18 protein-coding genes are annotated in these 16,149 nt (G+C 48.6%); 9 read left to right on the forward strand and 9 right to left on the reverse strand.

The genetic code is table 11. The annotated features are described in order from the left end of the window. Positions 1 to 6: 6 nt before the first annotated feature. Positions 7 to 327 (forward strand): hypothetical protein, encoded by a 321-nt coding sequence (locus H6F75_RS26260; RefSeq protein WP_190756095.1) that lies wholly within the window; start codon positions 7 to 9, stop codon positions 325 to 327. A gap of 143 nt (positions 328 to 470) precedes the next feature. Here H6F75_RS26260 and recA read toward each other — a convergent pair whose 3' ends face one another. After that, on the reverse strand, positions 471 to 1,562 hold the full coding sequence (gene recA, locus H6F75_RS26265) for a recombinase RecA (protein WP_190756097.1): 1,092 nt from the start codon (positions 1,560 to 1,562) through the stop codon (positions 471 to 473). 165 nt (positions 1,563 to 1,727) lie between these two features. On the opposite strand from recA, the gene H6F75_RS26270 reads away from it, so the two are divergent. The 7 genes from H6F75_RS26270 (at position 1,728) to H6F75_RS29090 (ending at position 6,959) form a co-directional block, all read left to right on the forward strand. Further along, the gene (locus H6F75_RS26270) at positions 1,728 to 1,952 is read left to right on the forward strand and encodes a hypothetical protein (protein WP_199304147.1); all 225 of its coding nucleotides are present in this window, start codon (positions 1,728 to 1,730) and stop codon (positions 1,950 to 1,952) included. A 67-nt stretch (positions 1,953 to 2,019) separates the two neighbouring features. Continuing rightward, complete coding sequence (locus H6F75_RS26275) at positions 2,020 to 2,772, forward strand: DUF4336 domain-containing protein (RefSeq protein ID WP_190756099.1); 753 nt, start codon at positions 2,020 to 2,022, stop codon at positions 2,770 to 2,772. 778 nt (positions 2,773 to 3,550) lie between these two features. Then, on the forward strand, positions 3,551 to 4,183 hold the full coding sequence (locus tag H6F75_RS26280) for a CAP domain-containing protein (protein WP_190756101.1): 633 nt from the start codon (positions 3,551 to 3,553) through the stop codon (positions 4,181 to 4,183). Between the two features lie 46 nt (positions 4,184 to 4,229). After that, a complete protein-coding gene (locus H6F75_RS26285; RefSeq protein ID WP_190756103.1) occupies positions 4,230 to 4,703 on the forward strand; it encodes a hypothetical protein in 474 nt (157 codons plus the stop codon). Between the two features lie 214 nt (positions 4,704 to 4,917). Beyond that, positions 4,918 to 5,382, forward strand: a complete 465-nt coding sequence (locus H6F75_RS26290; protein ID WP_190756105.1) for a hypothetical protein — start codon at positions 4,918 to 4,920, stop codon at positions 5,380 to 5,382. 249 nt (positions 5,383 to 5,631) lie between these two features. Beyond that, positions 5,632 to 6,528, forward strand: a complete 897-nt coding sequence (locus tag H6F75_RS26295) for a hypothetical protein (RefSeq protein ID WP_190756107.1) — start codon at positions 5,632 to 5,634, stop codon at positions 6,526 to 6,528. An 11-nt stretch (positions 6,529 to 6,539) separates the two neighbouring features. Further along, positions 6,540 to 6,959 (forward strand): DUF6884 domain-containing protein, encoded by a 420-nt coding sequence (locus tag H6F75_RS29090; RefSeq protein WP_347710714.1) that lies wholly within the window; start codon positions 6,540 to 6,542, stop codon positions 6,957 to 6,959. Between the two features lie 144 nt (positions 6,960 to 7,103). Here H6F75_RS29090 and H6F75_RS26300 read toward each other — a convergent pair whose 3' ends face one another. Then, positions 7,104 to 8,132, reverse strand: coding sequence for an endonuclease NucS domain-containing protein (locus tag H6F75_RS26300; RefSeq protein WP_190756110.1), 1,029 nt, complete (start codon positions 8,130 to 8,132; stop codon positions 7,104 to 7,106). A gap of 187 nt (positions 8,133 to 8,319) precedes the next feature. On the opposite strand from H6F75_RS26300, the gene H6F75_RS26305 reads away from it, so the two are divergent. Then, the gene (locus H6F75_RS26305) at positions 8,320 to 8,940 is read left to right on the forward strand and encodes a histidine phosphatase family protein (protein WP_190756112.1); all 621 of its coding nucleotides are present in this window, start codon (positions 8,320 to 8,322) and stop codon (positions 8,938 to 8,940) included. A gap of 22 nt (positions 8,941 to 8,962) precedes the next feature. Here H6F75_RS26305 and H6F75_RS26310 read toward each other — a convergent pair whose 3' ends face one another. From H6F75_RS26310 to H6F75_RS26340, 7 genes are all read right to left on the reverse strand, one after another. Next, positions 8,963 to 9,679 (reverse strand): phosphoribosyltransferase, encoded by a 717-nt coding sequence (locus tag H6F75_RS26310; RefSeq protein ID WP_190756114.1) that lies wholly within the window; start codon positions 9,677 to 9,679, stop codon positions 8,963 to 8,965. Positions 9,680 to 9,707: 28 nt separating this feature from the next. Further along, positions 9,708 to 10,244, reverse strand: a complete 537-nt coding sequence (locus tag H6F75_RS26315; RefSeq protein WP_190756116.1) for a hypothetical protein — start codon at positions 10,242 to 10,244, stop codon at positions 9,708 to 9,710. 428 nt (positions 10,245 to 10,672) lie between these two features. After that, a complete protein-coding gene (locus H6F75_RS26320) occupies positions 10,673 to 11,017 on the reverse strand; it encodes a hypothetical protein (RefSeq protein WP_190756118.1) in 345 nt (114 codons plus the stop codon). Between the two features lie 29 nt (positions 11,018 to 11,046). Beyond that, complete coding sequence (locus H6F75_RS26325) at positions 11,047 to 11,778, reverse strand: hypothetical protein (RefSeq protein ID WP_190756120.1); 732 nt, start codon at positions 11,776 to 11,778, stop codon at positions 11,047 to 11,049. 8 nt (positions 11,779 to 11,786) lie between these two features. Further along, complete coding sequence (locus H6F75_RS26330) at positions 11,787 to 12,641, reverse strand: AAA family ATPase (protein ID WP_190756122.1); 855 nt, start codon at positions 12,639 to 12,641, stop codon at positions 11,787 to 11,789. 43 nt (positions 12,642 to 12,684) lie between these two features. Further along, on the reverse strand, positions 12,685 to 13,503 hold the full coding sequence (locus H6F75_RS26335) for a PD-(D/E)XK nuclease family protein (RefSeq protein ID WP_190756124.1): 819 nt from the start codon (positions 13,501 to 13,503) through the stop codon (positions 12,685 to 12,687). After that, the gene (locus tag H6F75_RS26340; protein ID WP_190756126.1) at positions 13,500 to 16,085 is read right to left on the reverse strand and encodes an ATP-dependent helicase; all 2,586 of its coding nucleotides are present in this window, start codon (positions 16,083 to 16,085) and stop codon (positions 13,500 to 13,502) included. Before H6F75_RS26340 ends, H6F75_RS26335 begins: the two co-directional genes overlap by 4 nt. Positions 16,086 to 16,149 lie beyond the last annotated feature (64 nt).

Genomic DNA, 16,149 nt, shown 5'->3' on the forward strand with positions numbered 1-16,149 from the left:
GGCGCTATGACCATCACAGCAGAGGACAGAATAAAAGTCATTTGTAACTCCCTATCTCACTTCCAAGCAGTTGCTGAACCTGTTCTAGATGTGGAAATGGTCTACTTTGATCGGCCAGAGAACCAGACGCTACGCATGGCCATCGACCACTTCAAGGAAGGCTTGGGCGTTAACTGGCGCGACCACGACCAATCGGGCCTGAGTGATGAGCTAGTGACTAGCTTTGCAATGGTGGCTCATAACCTGGAACCCAAGCCGTTGAAAGAAGCGATTCAATGGCTGCACTTCACCACTCAAGACATGCTGCTGCTGAGAGAGCGGGGATAGACGATGGGACAGCTGCGATCGCCCTCTCTGCCCTGGGAAATCTAGGGCTAGGTAGATGCCATTTACTAAAAAGCCCCCGCTGCAAGCTTTTGAGTAGCCACAGCAGGGGTTTTCTTTAAGCAGAGAACTGGGGATAAACGCCTTTACTCGTCCTCATCCAGATAAGCGGCTTCCTCTTCAGACTCCACTTCAATCTCTACATCAGCGACTTCCACAGCAGCGCCGCCAATCTCTAGCTTCTCTCTCACCTGAGCTTCTACCTTTTGGGCAAACTCAGCATCCTCTTGTAGCCGTTGAATGGTGTTCTCGCGCCCTTGGCCAACGTTGTTGCCTTCGTAGCTGTACCAAGCTCCTTTGCGGATCAGCACCCCGTGCTGCTCGGCTAGGTCAATCAGACAGCCCATTGTGGAAATGCCTTGGCCAAAGAGAATGTCAAATTCCCCGATGCGAAAGGGCGGGGCCACCTTGTTCTTAGCTACTTTGACCTTAGCCCGAATGCCGTACTCTTCAGTGCCCTTCTTCAGCGTTTGGATGCGGCGAATGTCGAGGCGTACTGAGGCATAGAACTTCAGCGCGTTCCCCCCGGTCGTGACTTCGGGGTTGCCATACGAAATACCGATTTTCTGCCGCAGCTGGTTCAAAAAGATGACCGTACACTGCGACTTACCAATGCTGCCGGTGATCTTCCGCAGCGCCTGGCTCATCAGTCGGGCTTGAAGGCCCACGTGGGCATCGCCCATCTCCCCCTCAATCTCAGCCCGTGGCACCAGGGCTGCAACCGAGTCTATTACCACTAGATCAACAGCCGAAGACCGCACCAGCTGATCCACCACCTCCAGGCCCATCTCTCCAGTGTCGGGCTGGGACACCAGCAGTTCATCGACGTTGACCCCCAGGGCAGCGGCATATACAGGGTCAAGGGCATGTTCTGCATCAACGATCGCAGCCACACCGCCCAGCTTTTGTACCTCAGCCAGGGCATGGAGAGCCAGAGTTGTTTTACCTGAGCTTTCAGGGCCATAGATCTCAATCACCCGCCCTTTGGGTAAGCCACCGCCTAGAGCCAGGTCGAGGGTCAGCGCCCCGGTGGAAATGGTTTCAACCTTCATGCGGGAAGCATCGCCCAGGCGCATGATTGCCCCTTTGCCAAAGTTGCGCTCAATTTGGCCCAGCACCAGAGTCAGCGCCTTTTCCTTTTCGGTCTGCTCTTTGCTTCCGCCTTTCTTAGCCGCCATAGTCGCCTCAGTGCTGTAGGACAAGACCCCTGAACCCCAGAACAGTTGTCTTCAGAGATTTAGTTTAGTACACTTGTTCCAGATCGCAATAGGTAGTTATCTATCTCAATCGAAATCACTGGAATTTAAGCCTCCAGTCCAGAATCAAGGAAGGAGGGTCAAGACGTGGAAGACTCTTTAGTTCAACTCATCGCTGTTTCTGACTGGATTGTGGCTGTTACCCATTGCCGTGCCACAGGATATTTTTGCTGGGTGATCACTCCAGAATTGTCTGCCCTGACTGATGGCGAAACCCACTCCACTAGTGAATTTGCCTTGGCAGCGGGTCGTGGTTTAGTGCAGTGCTCTACTGGGCCAGAGATTGACTTCAGCCGCTGTCGTCTTTACTAGGTCTAGCCGCTTTACTAGGTCTAGCCGCTGGCCTCAAAATGGTAGGGTCGCTATCCCTTGACTGACCATGGTCAAAGACCTGCTGACGCTGTACGAACCCATCAACACACTCAAGCCCGTTGATGATGGCATCTGGATTGTGGATGGCCCTATCGTCAAGATGTCGATGTACGGCATGGCTATTCCCTTCACCACTCGAATGACGGTTGTGCGCCTGGACAACGACGGGCTGTGGTGCCATTCCCCCACGGAACTAACGCCTACTCTCAAAGCCGAGATCGACAACCTTGGCCCCGTCGAACATCTGATATCGCCTAACAAGATTCACTATGCCCACATTCAGAGCTGGGTAGATGCTTACCCCCATGCGATCGCCTGGGCATCTCCAGGGGTGCGAGAGCGGGCTGACAGCCAGCACATTCCAACAACTTTCCATGCTGACCTGGACGATACGCCACCGCCGCAGTGGGCTACAGAAATTGACCAAGCAATCGTTCGCGGCAGTCGGTTCTTAGATGAAGTGGTGTTCTTCCATCGCCAGAGCAAGACGCTGATCTTGACCGACCTGATTGAAAACGTTGAACCCCCCAAGATAGACAAAGCCTTTCGCTGGCTAATTCACCTGGCTGGTATAGCCGACCCCAACGGTAAGGCTCCCCTAGATTTAAGGATGACGTTTTGGGGCCGTAAAGCCCAGGCGAGGAAAGGTTACGAACAAATGTTAGCCTGGGCACCCGAGAAGATTATTTTGGCCCACGGTCGCTGGTTTCAAGAGAACGGGGTGGCGGAGCTAGAGCGGGCCTTTCAGTGGCTTAAGTAGTCCACGGTGGAACTGAAGGAGGCGATCGCATCTCTCAATTTGGGCACTATAGACCCACAGCGGACAACGGTGGATTACTACCCGTAGTCAATCCGCACCCAAAATTTACAACCTCTGAGACTGCCGCTGGTCTTGGAGGTTTCGTTTTTTGATCTCCTTGATGACGGCATTTTGCTGATAGTGGAGATGGAATAATCATGAAGCGCTAATGCTGTAACAGCATAGAAAATAAAGCGAAGATATTTTCTGTGCCAACTAGTTTAATAATATGGGTTTTGCTTGAGTAGAGAGGGAACGATGAATGTGCCTTAATTCATGAGTTTCCCTAGTGAAAAATCTATTCTTGCGAGCACTAAAGTTTTCTCCTCTATGTTTACTGTTACTAGGTGGAACCACGGTTAGTGCTCAAAGTCTACCTCCCTATGCAGGCACAACCTGCTCTGCCTTTGCGACTCACCCAGAGGCGCAGTGGCATTATGCAATGGGCACCGCGCCATCTTCTGTGGATGACGATAGAGATGGATTGGCCTGTGAGTATTTGACCAGCGCAATTAGGAGCGATGGCAGCCGAATCTTTAACAATCAGGCTAATCGTGGCAACGTGAGATACACGATGGAAGTTTGGCGGGTGAATGCCACTGATGTTTATCTACGCATTAAATCGAGCCAAGGAATGGATTTCACAACCCGTAGTTTCCCATCTGATCCAGCAGCGCGCGAGCACATGAATACGTACTACCGAAATCTGCTCCGCTAGTACCAACTTAATGAAAGGCAGATGTCAAAATACCGTCGTTCCAGCCGATCAATAAGTCGCCGCTATCCTGCGGCTCAGCACCATTGGGCAGTAGTACTCTCTGCTCTGGTGTTTGGCAGCTATGCTCTGGTTCAGCTTCACCAATTGTTCTTCCAAAGCAATGGTGCGGGTGGCCCTGGTTGGGCGATTGGACAACCTCAAACTCAGCGGAACTTTCGCCTAGGCAATCAGCCGCTACCGGAACTTAGAGCGCTGGCGTTGGAGGTGGCGAACCGCGATCGCCAGGTGAATGGTCTGCCGCCGCTAGTAGAAGACCCGTTGCTCTCCCAGGTGGCCCAGAGACACGCAGAAGACATGCTGGCCCGCCAGTTCTACGACCACGTTAACCCCGATGGTCAAGATCCCTCAGCCCGTTACATAGCAGCGGGTGGCCAAGTTGGGGCCGGGGAAAATATCATGCAGCAGAAAGGAACTATCCCAATGGCCTTGTCATTAGGATTGGTCGAGGAATACCAACAGGGGTGGATGGAGAGCCCTGGCCACCGCGAGAATCTGCTGACTCCGCGTTACACCACCTTTGGCTATGGCATTGTGGCATCAGCCACGGGAACAGAGATCTATGCGGTGCAGATGTTTAGCTTCTCAGCGCAGTAGTAGAACAGTATCAAGCTCATCAGCACACCTTACCTAAGCTACAAGCATGAGCCATATCGACCTCTCAAAGCTGAAATGGGCCAAAGTCATCCATGACCCTAGCGGTTGGGCTTATACTCGCGATCGCATTAAGGAAATGCCCAATGCAATTGACTTCAATCATGTAACCGTCTTCCCCCTGGGCTTTCGCACAGATAAAGCCAACCAGATCGAAGCTGCCGAACAGGTTGTCCTAATCCAAAATGGCAAGCTTACGCACTTAGTTGAGGTGTTGGACTGCAAGACTTATGAGGGTGGGGGATGGTACCACCGAATATGCCGTGTCCTATGGTGGCAGCCTGATGTAGAAGACTGGAATAGCCTGCGTCCTCAGAGTGAGCTATTGGGCTTTGCCCCAATGCTCATGGACGGGGATCCCCATCTCATTGAGAACCTTAAACGCTTTGGCGAGCGCTGGAACGTCAACGGCAATATGGCTGGGTTCAGGGGGTATTTGGCAGAACGTCTGCACGAATCATAATCCTAGCTAATAGTAAGGTTTATAAACTTCTTTAGACTCAACAAGGTGGTTTTCTATGCTTCAGTTATTACTTAAAGCATTTTTTCTGATTTGGGATGTTTGGAACCGCATTCCAAAGAAAACAAGGGAAAAAATAATTGATACTATAGTGAGTCTCTTCGATGACTTCTTCCGTGAGTATTACAAAGCTTCAAAACAATAGAGAGGTGGCCAGATGAATCAGAAAAATAACGACGTAAACACTGATATTGACAAGAAAGAGCCAAATGAGGACAAGGTGGACGAACCTTCTATGTCTCAAGATTCAGTCAGTCTTTCTCAATTCTGGAACGAAAAAGAAGGACAGGAAAATGCTAAGAGTCCACTAGCCTCCCCAGGTTTAGTATCGACACTTCAAGCAGATATCGCTCTTGCAACAAGCAGCATTCTTACCACGGATTTGTCGATCAATGCGCTAAGTGTAGCATTAGGAATAACCACTGTAGGGCCAAACAAGAGCAAGGCAGCAGCACTTGATGAGTTTAGTAAAAAGGTCTCTAATTATGCTGCCAGCAAAGAGGTTATTTCGACCTTAAGTGATGAGATTGGAACTCCAAAGGAAGATGAGAGTGAAGATGAGTTTGTTGATCGCGCGAAAACTGCCTTGAAAAACATTCTTCACAAAAAGTTTCGTCTTTAACTAACCGATTTAGCTCTTCAAACTCACTTCTATGACGCTCGATGAAGTTGTCTAATCATCTAGCAGGCTAAGCAGCTGCAGGAGCGGGGGTTTACCTAGAATGAGATGGCCATCCTCTACTACAGCCGGGGGGGAGTGGATCTGCCGGGATCTCCAGAAGGCTGGTTGCCGGTGGATTGGATCAACTAAGGCGGCAATAGCCGGAACTTTGACCCCTCGACCCGAAGCATCAAGCTGATGATCATGCAAATGAACACATCCCTCCAAAACCCCATCGAGCAACTTCAGCAGTGGACGCACTGGCAACCCTTACTCAACTGTTGGAAAGGAACACTCATACCAGCAGCACCAGGGTTATACCGCATTCGTCGTGTAGGTTTCACTGGCCTAGATTACATAGGGCAGACAGGAACCGCCCTTAAGAAACGATTAGGCATGCTGAAAGGTATCTTTGATCTTGAAATGCCATATCGTGCACCTCATACTGCCGCACCTGCGTTGTGGGCTCTAAGGCATAGGCTAAACTGCGATTTTGAGGTTTCTGTTCTCCCCTTTTATGGCTCAAAGCAAGAACGTAAGGGATTAGAGGCTTTAGCAATTGCGCTGCATCGACAAGAGTTTCAAGAATCTCCCACAGTAAATTTTGGCCGAATAGCAGTAGGCTACAAAATTTCATCCTCTAATGACAATCAGCTTATGATTGCTGGGAAACGCTTTAAAGGCGGTCTTTCTTTGGAAAATAGCCAAAACCACCTACTAGGTATCCCACCAGTCGGAAAATTAAACTCAGACCCTACAGCACCGCGCTGGTGCAACCATGCCTGGTCAAATTGGATGCTTATCACAACTAATTTTCCTATCTCAGAATACGCTCAAGGGCTATACCGAATCCGGCAATCAGGCGCTACTACATTGACTTATATCGGACAAGGCTATTTATACTCCCGTCTGCTCAACCACTTGTTGAAAGTAACCCGCCTTAGGAATGAGCAAGATAGGGTATTTGCCGAAGCTCAACCATTAGAGTGCTCTTGGGTACAAAGTGAAGACTGGCACCGCCACCAGCGAGAGGAACTCGAAAACGACCTTATCGCAGCCCATTTACTCTTTCAGGGCAGCGTCCCTCCAGCCCAATTCATCGGCTAAATAACGAAATTATGAAAGTGATCGCTTTGGTATCTTGCGTCAGTCGTAAACAAACAATAGCAAGCCCAGCCAAAGACCTATATCAATCTGATTGGTTTAAGAAGGCAAGGGCATACGTGGAGCAAAACCATTGGCCCTGGTATATCTTGTCTGCTCAACACGGACTACTTAGCCCTGATCAGGTCATTACCCCTTATGAGCGGACACTAAAACTTCTTCCAGTTCAGGATCGTCGAAAGTGGGCAGACGGCGTTTTTCATCAGATTACTGATATAGCTACTCTCCCCTGTTGTCTAAAGATCTTTTCTGGGCAAGCCTATCGAGAACACCTGTCTGAGCGATTACAGGAATGTGGGTATCAAATCGATGTTCCTCTACTAGGGCTTGGAATTGGCAAACAGCTGTCATGGCTCAAGTCTCAACTTAACTAACGCCTTTTCAGGCATACAATAACTTAGAGCCCTAGCGCTAGAGCTGGTGAACCGCGATTTACACTACCTTTGACATCGTAGCCTCTCCAACTGAAATGAGGATACAGATATTTAGCTTTCTGGCACAGTAGGAAGGGTGAAGATTTACTCTTCTACCACCTGCTTCCATTCCACTAAAGCCAAAGCAACCAGATCCTCAAAAGACTCAAACTGTGGCTGATAGTCCAGCAGTGGTTTACAGAATTTGGCATAGTCGCTATAAGAAAAATGGTAGCTAGAGCCAACCCGGCTTTTTCCTAGGTAAAAGTTGACATGCTTCACGTTAGACCACAGCGAGATACCTGCCCAGGCCAGCCCTTTAACCCGCTCTTTTTTGTATGTATGGCCTGGTGCCCCAAACTCCTTCTTAGGGTAGGGCAGCATCAGGTATAGCTCGGGCAAGCTACTACCCATCAATGGTAGGAACTCGGCACAGAGCTTGGTTTTATAGACCTCCTTCTCACCTTTGGCCAAGCCGTACTGTGTTCGACTAGAGCGGCCAACCTCTCTGATGCGTTCATCAAACTCAAGGAATTGGAGTCGCAGGGCCGACACCAATTCCGCCTGCTCTGGAGCCATCTGCTCCATCTGCGTCCGCAAGGACTTGGGTGGCCGCCCGATGACCCGCGTTGGTGTAGCCAGCGCTGGTTCTCCCTCCGTCGGCTGTAAATAGGGATGGAACTTGGGATGTACGTCGATCGCTGTCTCTGCGGCTGAGTCAGCATGGACAAGTTGAAATCTGAAGCGATCGCCATCGCCAATGATCTTGAATCGGTAGAACTCGAAGTCGAGACGGCTATGCTCTCGGTCAATGTGGTTGTGGGCGTGGAATGTGGGGGCGATCGCTATCAGACGAATGGGCAAGCTGTAGTCTACTTGGTCGGCAAAGGGTTGGACATGGCATAGGCTGGCGTAGTAGCGGGTGAGCTGCTGCACCACATAGCGATCCTCTACATTCTTAAGTTCTAGAACAACAAGCTGCCGTTCTGAAGTAGTGGCTAGGATGTCGCAGATTTGGCCCTCAATGATGTACTGACGAGCCAAGGGCTTGAGGTTGAGGAAAGCTTCTAAATTTGCCCAAATAAATTCTTCTAGGTCGAATTCAGTTTTGAAACGCCAACGCCAATCTGCCATGATTCTCCCTGAGGCTGTTTTGGTGAGGATAACGAATGGAACTGGCTAAGGTCACAGTAGCCATAACTAAGCTGTCCTAATCACAGACCTGGAGAACAAAGATGCTGGGCTTACAAAGAATCGATATGTCCCAACCCCTCATCGCGAGAAAAAGCTGGCTAAAACCCTGCCCCCTGATGGAAACCTGATGCTCAGAACACTCAACCTGCCAAAGCTGCTGCTCATTCGCCATGGGCAGACGGCCCTCAACGTTGAGGGCCGGGTTCACAGCCAGCAGGACAGTGCAGGACTTGATGAGATTGGCCGCTGGCAAGCCTCGCGTTTGGTGGAGGTGTGCCGAGGGTATGGAGTGCGATCGCTACTCAGTTCCCCAGAGGCAAGGGCACTAGAGACAGCCCAGATTGTTGGTGATGCCCTGGTGGTGCCCCTGCAATGCTCTGAGGCGCTGTGCGAACGCAACTGGGGCCAATGGTCTGGGGAGCCGTGGCAGCAAATTCATGAGCGGCTGAAGTCCATGTCGCTGGAAGAACGATTTACTTTTGTGCCGCCTGGTGGAGAGTCCTGGCAGCAGATGGAGCAGCGATTGATGGGCTGTGTTGAGGTTTGGCGGGGGGTGTCTGAATCCATAGCGGTGGTGGCCCATGGAGGGCTGCTGCGGGCTTTGATACCCCTGCTGCTGAATGAGCCCAGGGAGTCGAGCTTTCGCTACGACTTGGACAATGCTTCGGTGTCAGTGTTTGGGGTGGCGGCTGAGGGGTTCGAGGTGATGGGGTTGAATGATGTGGGGCATTTGGAGGGTGGGGGTTGAAGCTGGTTTCGCACTTCATTATCTAACCATAGGCAAAATGGAACAATCTATCAGCGATATCATGCCCCTGCTCTTGCTGATACATTAAATATGCTAATTCTATTCGATGCTTCTCCTCAAGCTCAGCATATTCCTGTATGTGGAATTCATTCATTTTCTCTTTCAATTGGCTATAGAGAATAGCCGGACTATCTGCTTCCTCATCAGGATGCCAAGTCTGAGCCAGAGCTAAGGAAATAACCAATTTAGGAGATGCTTTTTCGAGGATATTTTGACAAGCCCTTAGTGAATTACCAGTAGTCCTAACATCGTCCAGCAAAAGTACTGCTTTATCTTTAACCAAAACAGGGTAGTGAAGGCCAATAGATTGCAAATGAATCTTTTCAGGCCGAGAACCTTGAGAGCTATGTGATGGGATTGCAGTATGCCTTTTCAAACAGGATGTAGCATCAATTCTTTCAGATGCTTTTGCTAGTCCAGCTGCAATGTGATAAATTCCACTCTCAGCATTCGGCTTGCTAGAAGGTACAACTGCAACTGCATCAAAGCCACATAGGCTTTGTGACAGGAGTCTTATACATTCTTGTATAGCTTGAAAGTGCTGCTCATGGTATTTTCTTTTTAGATCTAAAACAAACTCAGTGTAGCCATCCTGAGAATCATCTTCATGAGGCCAATAAGCCTTGGGAATATAATGACCGATACAAAAGTTTTGCGGTAGATAGAAGATGTCTAGCATAAATATAGAACACTTTTCAAGCTTATGTTTAGGCTTGCGGAGCAGGTGTAATCAAAACTCTACCTGAACCATTTATTTCTAAATCTTCTAAGCCAAAGATAGCTAGACTATTTTTGTATTCTTCTGGATTAGCTTCACAATAGGCTTTGGCCTCAATCATGTCCCATGCTTTCTGAAAAGCTACAGATTGTTCCGGCTTGTTCTTGTAAGGGCTCCAGTAATTTAAAGCACCAGGACAAGGTATAAACTCATCAAAAATTTCTGGGTGCTCTACCTTGTGTGCCCACTGTTGATCCTGCTCATCCCAAATCATTTTAGTCACAGTAGCGAAGCCAATAATAGACTTACGCATCTGTTTGATTTCTTCTGTAGTAATTTCTTCGTGCTCAAGGTATTCATCAAAATACCCTTCACATTCTTTACTAGCAGAAACATGAATTAAGCATAGACCTCGAAACGAACTTTCCCAGGAGCGAAACTCGTAGGGCTTGAAGCCCATGCAGATTTCCCAGCCAAAAGGATTAATGATGGAAATAGCTCTAAGATCAGCAGGATAGTCCGTCATAGTTTGTAACTCGATTTTGCATCTCGAAACTCTTAATAGTGGCAGTCTGATGCCATGCAAATAATTAGCTTGCACTGAAAGGTTGCATAAATTCAAATAGGCTCGATATATCACCAAGTCTCTGAAGAGTTTCGCTACGACCTGCTAGATCAAAATAGAGAGTGTAATCTCTATCAATAAGCACATAGCTTCGAGGCGCATTTTCTTTGCCTTGTTTCAGCTCCGCCAGTTTTGAGGGAGTTCCACAGTAAGGAAGCTCTTGAATGCGCTCAATATGGTACCTAAACACAAGGAGACTTTCCTCGTTGTAGTCAGTATCGGTAAACCAACAGGCGATCTTATTGGAGTGCTAGATTGTAATTCTACAGAACATAATTAAACTTCGGATTTGCGATCGCCCTTTAAGCAGTCCTCAGCCAAAGCAATCCTCAAGCCCGTTGGGGAGTGAGCACTTCCCTTAGCTTCCGCTTTAAATCACCAGAGATTGGAATTCCCTGAATCTCTCTAAGCAGCCTCTCTAGAGGCTCACCATTCTTCTGCCGTTCTTTGTAGATGGCTACCAGCAGGGCTTCTAGCCCAAACTTAGAGAGCATGTCAGCAGCTAGGCCAATAAGCCCTAAGAAAACTATTCCTCCAATCATCCCCCCTGGACCAAGCAGAGCTAATGAAGCCGTAATGGCTGCAGCTCCAGTCAGTCCAGTGGTTGCCATTGTGATCAGCAGGATGATCATGGGAAAACCCAACCCTGCTGCTTTACGAACAAACTCGTCCATGGTTGCCTCCTGAGTGTGCAAGTCTTTGCTTATCCCCAAGCATCGATGACCTTGAGTAGAGTTAACTCCGTGAGCAGTCGATTCCTACCCTTGATATCTTTACCCACTGCCTCAATTACCTCGGCAAAACTGCTGAGGGGGTGCTGCCCAGGCCGATTTTGGAGATTCGCAACAATCTGCTTTGCTTTGCTGCCATTCAAAGCAGCGCTTAATTTTTCTAAAGTCTGTTGAGCAATTATCGGCTCATTAATCCGGTTGAATGCCTCTAGTACTGGTAATGGTTTGGGCATTCGTTCATCAATAGCGCCTAGAATAGCCTTTTGACTCTCAGCCGCTGTGTTTTTGACCTCCTGCTGAATTCCTTCAATCGCTGAGACTAAGTTACTTAGCTTGATAGCTAGATCTGAGGGAATTACAGCATCCTCGCTTGAGGATTGTTCTTTCGCCCCTGATAGAGTCTCAAATACCTGTAGCTGCTGTTTAATAGCCTTTTCATTCTTCTTTGTGATGACAAAGACCCGTATTCGGTCAGGTAGCTTTGGATCCAGCTCTCTTGCTTTCAAATAAGCCTGATACTCAAAATAACCATGTACAAGCTCGTAGGTTTCCAGGTCAAGTTGCTTCACTACTGGCACCTGAACGAGCCCGCCTACTGATGAGATGGCATGAGCTAGGTACTTCACCTGCTCAGCATCAGGTTCTAGGAAGTCTCCCTTAATCTCGATGCTGTCTAAGTCCACTTGAGATGTTTGTAAGTCCATAGCCCCTCCTAAATCCCTGCTAACTGCATCACTTCTTGAGTCAGGGCCTCAAATTCCTCAGCAGCCTGTGAGCCAGGTTTATGGTCAAAGATGGACTGAGGATCTGGAATGTCGAGTTCTCCCACTTCTAAAGTGCGCTCTATAGCCGCTGAAACATCCCTACGGTCGAAAATACGGCTCTTGAGTACTGGAAAGCCGTAACGTCCCCTAACTGTTTCTTCCATCCGAGGTAAGACAAACTCTACAAACCTATGAGCTGTAGCAATTTTGGATGGTACAATCCCCAGAACCTGAAGGGAACCTTGTCCGATTTGCTCCCGAAACTCATTAGTTTCAGCAATAAAATTCTGCACGTTCCTCAACCCTTCATTGGCAAAGGGTTTTAGGTCAGAGGGAATGAGTAGATAGTCGGCAGCAATAAGTGCTATCTGGGAGTAGATATTTAGAGAAGGAGGTGTGTCGATAATTACGATATCGTAGGAATCTGCATCTCTTTGGAGCTTGCTAAATAACCGAGTACGAGCAGGGGCGATCTCAATGAGCTCCTTTTCGTGCTGCATCAAATCGATATGGCTAGGCACTACATCAAAGGGAGGATTCGTAAACTTGGATCGCTTTACTACATCGGCAATGAAGTAAGCATTCCGCTCCCGAATAACGTGATAAACGTAGTTATCTTTGATGTCATCCTGAAGCTCATCGTGAAATTTGATCAGTCCTGTGGCGTAGGTTGAATTTGCCTGACTGTCGAGATCGATCAGTAGAACTCGATAGCCTTTTCTACTAAAGGACGCAGCCAGGTTAACGGTTAGTGTTGTTTTCCCAACCCCGCCTTTGTTGTGATAGACTGCAATTGTTTTCATAACTTGAGGTAGTCCTGTAATTGGCTGCAAAATGAATTTAGGCTTAGGCTTCTAAATCAGCTTCTAGGTTGGCACTCAGCCATTCTTCCTGGTCGGTCGAATCAAATTCTCTGAAGTAGCGATTAAAGCTGGCATCGCTGCCCCGGTTGGATTGGGTATAGGCTCGATAGGACGAACAGGAAAAACGGCCATCACAGTTGCTACAGATTTGGGTAGCAAATCGTCTTTCTCTGCCTTTGGTCTTGTACTGTCGCCCTAAGTGAGTCGCAGACGGCGGCGTAAACTGTCGATCTTCAATAGCGTCTACTACGTCCCCAAAGTCAGAGATCACGTCGTCAACGTGCTGTTGGTCAAAGGGAATGTTCACCAAGGGTTCCCACTGGTCTAAAGCCGCTTCTAGAGCTACATCGTCCTCAGCATTGAGAGCTTGCTTTACCTCTTTGGGGTAAGCCGTAGCAATGATGGCTGTTTGGTCTAGGGGATGTCCTCGGAGGTTTTGCCAAATGTGGGCGTAGATGTTGAGTTGCTTTTCGTAGTCGCTGATATTAGATTCAACGTACTCGGCATCGTGGGTTTTGATGTCGTACATTACCGTGCGCTCGTCTTCCTGCACGATGTCCACAACCCCATGAATAGAATATTTGCGGCCCTTTGGGGTTTGCTGTTCCGGTAGCGTCAGCTTTACTTCAGTCTCTGTAACCCGTTCAGCTACATCCCGCATTTTGCGCCAGTAAAGCAGCACCTGCTGGAGTGCAGCCCGTTTAGTATCCTGGGTAAGAGAGTGACCCCCTTCAGCTTGAAGCAACTCATAGTTTTGCTCGAACATCTCTGCGATCGCAGATTCAATTTCTTGCTCGGTCATGCCTGGGCTCTCCTTATCATCAGCAAATGGTGGAGATCTTCGATGGTCTGATGAACGATATTGCCGAACATCTGAGTTTGAGAACGCGAAGCAACGAAGCCATACTTGCGGAACAGCATGTACTGGCGAGGGCACTTTTGATAAAGCAGATAGTCGCTGGTATAGGAGTATGCTCGGGCGATATCTTGCTCTTTTTCTTCAGCGGCGGGTAGTTGGCTTAGGTCAAATTGTGGGATCCGAGGAAAGTCCTTGGCACTAAGCATGGTCTTGAAGGGCTCGCTGATGAAGTTCCCCTGGCTCCTGTAATGGGCCAGCACCAGTAAGTTTTCAGCTCTAGAGAGAGCGACATAGAACATTCTCATCACATCAAATTCAGCCATCCTATCTAGGGGTTCACCCTCTCGGTCAATCAGGGGGCGAATAATTTGCTCAATAGGCTGCACTTTAGGATCTTTACGAGGGTTTCCTAGTACCACTACCGGGAACTCAAGGCCCTTCGACTGGTGAATTGTTAGGAAGGGGATACGGCCTTTGGGAAACGGATCTTCAGCATTCTCAAACTCGGACTCGCCTAGTCGATATAGGCTGTAGATGAACCGCATAAAGAAGGTATTGAGAAACTTGTTGTCACTCAAAAAGCCAGCGGTGAGAACGGGAGAGTTGCCATCAATGAAGCGAGACAGATATTGCGTGACTAGCCCGAGATTACAGATAGGGCCTTCATCTTCTCCCCGTTCAGCCAGGTCGAACCAGGGCTTAAAGGGGCTGAAAGCGCAGAGACGGTAAAACAAGTCAAGAATGCTCCAGTCGAGGGAGGTAGCCCGATTGATGATGTACCTCAACGTGAAGGGATTATTTTCATTAATCCGCTGCTGGGCCAGCTGGTTCATGTAGCTGTTGGCAATACTCTTGCGTGCCTTCTCTGAAAGCCCAAATGAAGCTGCAAGGGCTTGCTGCATAATTTTAGGGGTGTAAGACTCATCTAGTACCCAACCATGTTTATTGGCAGTCCTAGTGAGCACCTGGTAGTCACTCAAAACTGTTTCAATTTCGTCCTGGCAGTCACCAATGTAGGTAGCCAGGTTCACATCCTTTTCTAAACGACCTTTTGCGTCTTGCAGGCAGTCATCTAACCAAGTTTGGAAATCGGCATAGTCGCCCTTATACACACCCTGCTCAGGTCGCCCAAAGATAGTTAGGAATAGACCAAACACAGCTATAGACTCTTCCACTTCGAGAAACCGCCCAGCTCGTGGTGCATAGACCTGTAGCCCTTCAGCCTCAAGTGCTTCCCTCATCCGGCTCACCTGAGCACTTTTGAGGGAAGGAAATAGGAAGGCAATTTGATTGGGGTCAGAAACTTTGCCCTCGGCTAGCAGTTGCCTAACCAGGGTGGCAATTTCGGTGGTAACGACAGTAGGAGGAGCCGGTGTACTCGCGACTACAGCGGGGTGATGATCCGTGCTATGGGCCTGAATATCCTTATCTACAACCCGGTAATGCCCCTCTCCGTTGGGCCTCTGCCAGTTTTTTCGCCCAATAAAGTCGGTGTAGAAATCTACAATGTGCTTTCGGGAACGGTAGTTCGTGTTTAAGGGGATTTGCCGCGCTTCTACACCAAGCTCTACTCGTACTCGTTCTGGGAACTGAACAAAGTTCTCAACAGTTGCGCCTCGAAAGCGATACAGTGCTTGATCATCATCTCCAACCACACAGATGTTTTTGTATCCTGCGGCCAATTTGAAGAACAGCTTTTCCTGAATAGAGTTGGTGTCCTGGTACTCGTCAATTATGACGTGCTTAAAAACATGCCCAGCCTCCGACGAATGGTTAAGCGTCTCTAAAGCCTGCTGCTGAAGTAGAGAAAAGTCTACTTTGGGTGTCCGGCCATCTAATCCCAGAGACTGCTTATAGTAGGCATAGAGGTCAATCAGACCCTTTAGAACAGCATCGTCCGTACGTTCACGAATCTCAGCGGGCTTTAAACATTCCTCTGAAAAGCGATTGAACAGGCTGATACATTCAACAACTGCTGCATGGCGCGATTGACTAGCTCTACCTTTGAAATAATTGGTGATGACTTCGTTAGCGTTATCACCCAGGTCAACGGCGGCGATCGCAGAATCCCAAAAGTGGCGGTCTGAAGCGTAGAAATACTGCCCCAAGGAATCCATCAAAGCTGGCGTCACAGGCCGCAGAATGCTTTGACAGATTCGTCGATCCGTTATGAGTTGCTGGCAAAGGGAGTGAACCGTTCCCACGTACATACGGGCAATATCATAGGGTTGGCCGGTTTTATTGGTGGCTAAACCTAACAAGGATTGCAGTCCGTCTCGAAGCTGCTTTGCGGCTTTTTCAGTGAACGTGCTAAGAAAAATTTCTTCAGGCTTAACACCGTGGCAAACTAGAAGATTAAGCGTACGCCAAAGCAATACCCTAGTCTTTCCAGAACCAGGCCCAGCGGTCAGATAGAGAGGCCCAGAAACATGGTTTATAGCTTGCTCTTGATTAGGATTAGGTTTAAATGGGCTAGGCTGTAGCTCATTCCAGATGTCTTGAATAGAAAATGTGGCAGTAAGCATAAAAACTCATCACGAAGTACCTTTGACCTCAAAAGAAGCCAAAATTGAATCGACTTGGAGCTAT

The organism is Nodosilinea sp. FACHB-131 (genome assembly GCF_014695395.1).
Taxonomy (GTDB): Bacteria; Cyanobacteriota; Cyanobacteriia; order Phormidesmidales; family Phormidesmidaceae; genus Nodosilinea.

Excerpts from the sequence above, each read along its gene's own strand:
- H6F75_RS26325 (WP_190756120.1), bottom strand. The coding sequence starts at position 11,778 with ATGGACTTACAAACATCTCAAGTGGACTTAGACAGCATCGAGATTAAG.
- H6F75_RS26260 (WP_190756095.1), top strand. The coding sequence starts at position 7 with ATGACCATCACAGCAGAGGACAGAATAAAAGTCATTTGTAACTCCCTA.
- H6F75_RS26295 (WP_190756107.1), top strand. The coding sequence starts at position 5,632 with ATGAACACATCCCTCCAAAACCCCATCGAGCAACTTCAGCAGTGGACG.
- H6F75_RS26315 (WP_190756116.1), bottom strand. The coding sequence starts at position 10,244 with ATGACGGACTATCCTGCTGATCTTAGAGCTATTTCCATCATTAATCCT.
- recA (WP_190756097.1), bottom strand. The coding sequence starts at position 1,562 with ATGGCGGCTAAGAAAGGCGGAAGCAAAGAGCAGACCGAAAAGGAAAAG.
- H6F75_RS26285 (WP_190756103.1), top strand. The coding sequence starts at position 4,230 with ATGAGCCATATCGACCTCTCAAAGCTGAAATGGGCCAAAGTCATCCAT.
- H6F75_RS26275 (WP_190756099.1), top strand. The coding sequence starts at position 2,020 with ATGGTCAAAGACCTGCTGACGCTGTACGAACCCATCAACACACTCAAG.
- H6F75_RS26320 (WP_190756118.1), bottom strand. The coding sequence starts at position 11,017 with ATGGACGAGTTTGTTCGTAAAGCAGCAGGGTTGGGTTTTCCCATGATC.
- H6F75_RS26280 (WP_190756101.1), top strand. The coding sequence starts at position 3,551 with ATGTCAAAATACCGTCGTTCCAGCCGATCAATAAGTCGCCGCTATCCT.
- H6F75_RS26300 (WP_190756110.1), bottom strand. The coding sequence starts at position 8,132 with ATGGCAGATTGGCGTTGGCGTTTCAAAACTGAATTCGACCTAGAAGAA.
- H6F75_RS26340 (WP_190756126.1), bottom strand. The coding sequence starts at position 16,085 with ATGCTTACTGCCACATTTTCTATTCAAGACATCTGGAATGAGCTACAG.
- H6F75_RS26310 (WP_190756114.1), bottom strand. The coding sequence starts at position 9,679 with ATGCTAGACATCTTCTATCTACCGCAAAACTTTTGTATCGGTCATTAT.
- H6F75_RS26330 (WP_190756122.1), bottom strand. The coding sequence starts at position 12,641 with ATGAAAACAATTGCAGTCTATCACAACAAAGGCGGGGTTGGGAAAACA.
- H6F75_RS26305 (WP_190756112.1), top strand. The coding sequence starts at position 8,320 with ATGCTCAGAACACTCAACCTGCCAAAGCTGCTGCTCATTCGCCATGGG.
- H6F75_RS29090 (WP_347710714.1), top strand. The coding sequence starts at position 6,540 with ATGAAAGTGATCGCTTTGGTATCTTGCGTCAGTCGTAAACAAACAATA.
- H6F75_RS26290 (WP_190756105.1), top strand. The coding sequence starts at position 4,918 with ATGAATCAGAAAAATAACGACGTAAACACTGATATTGACAAGAAAGAG.
- H6F75_RS26335 (WP_190756124.1), bottom strand. The coding sequence starts at position 13,503 with ATGACCGAGCAAGAAATTGAATCTGCGATCGCAGAGATGTTCGAGCAA.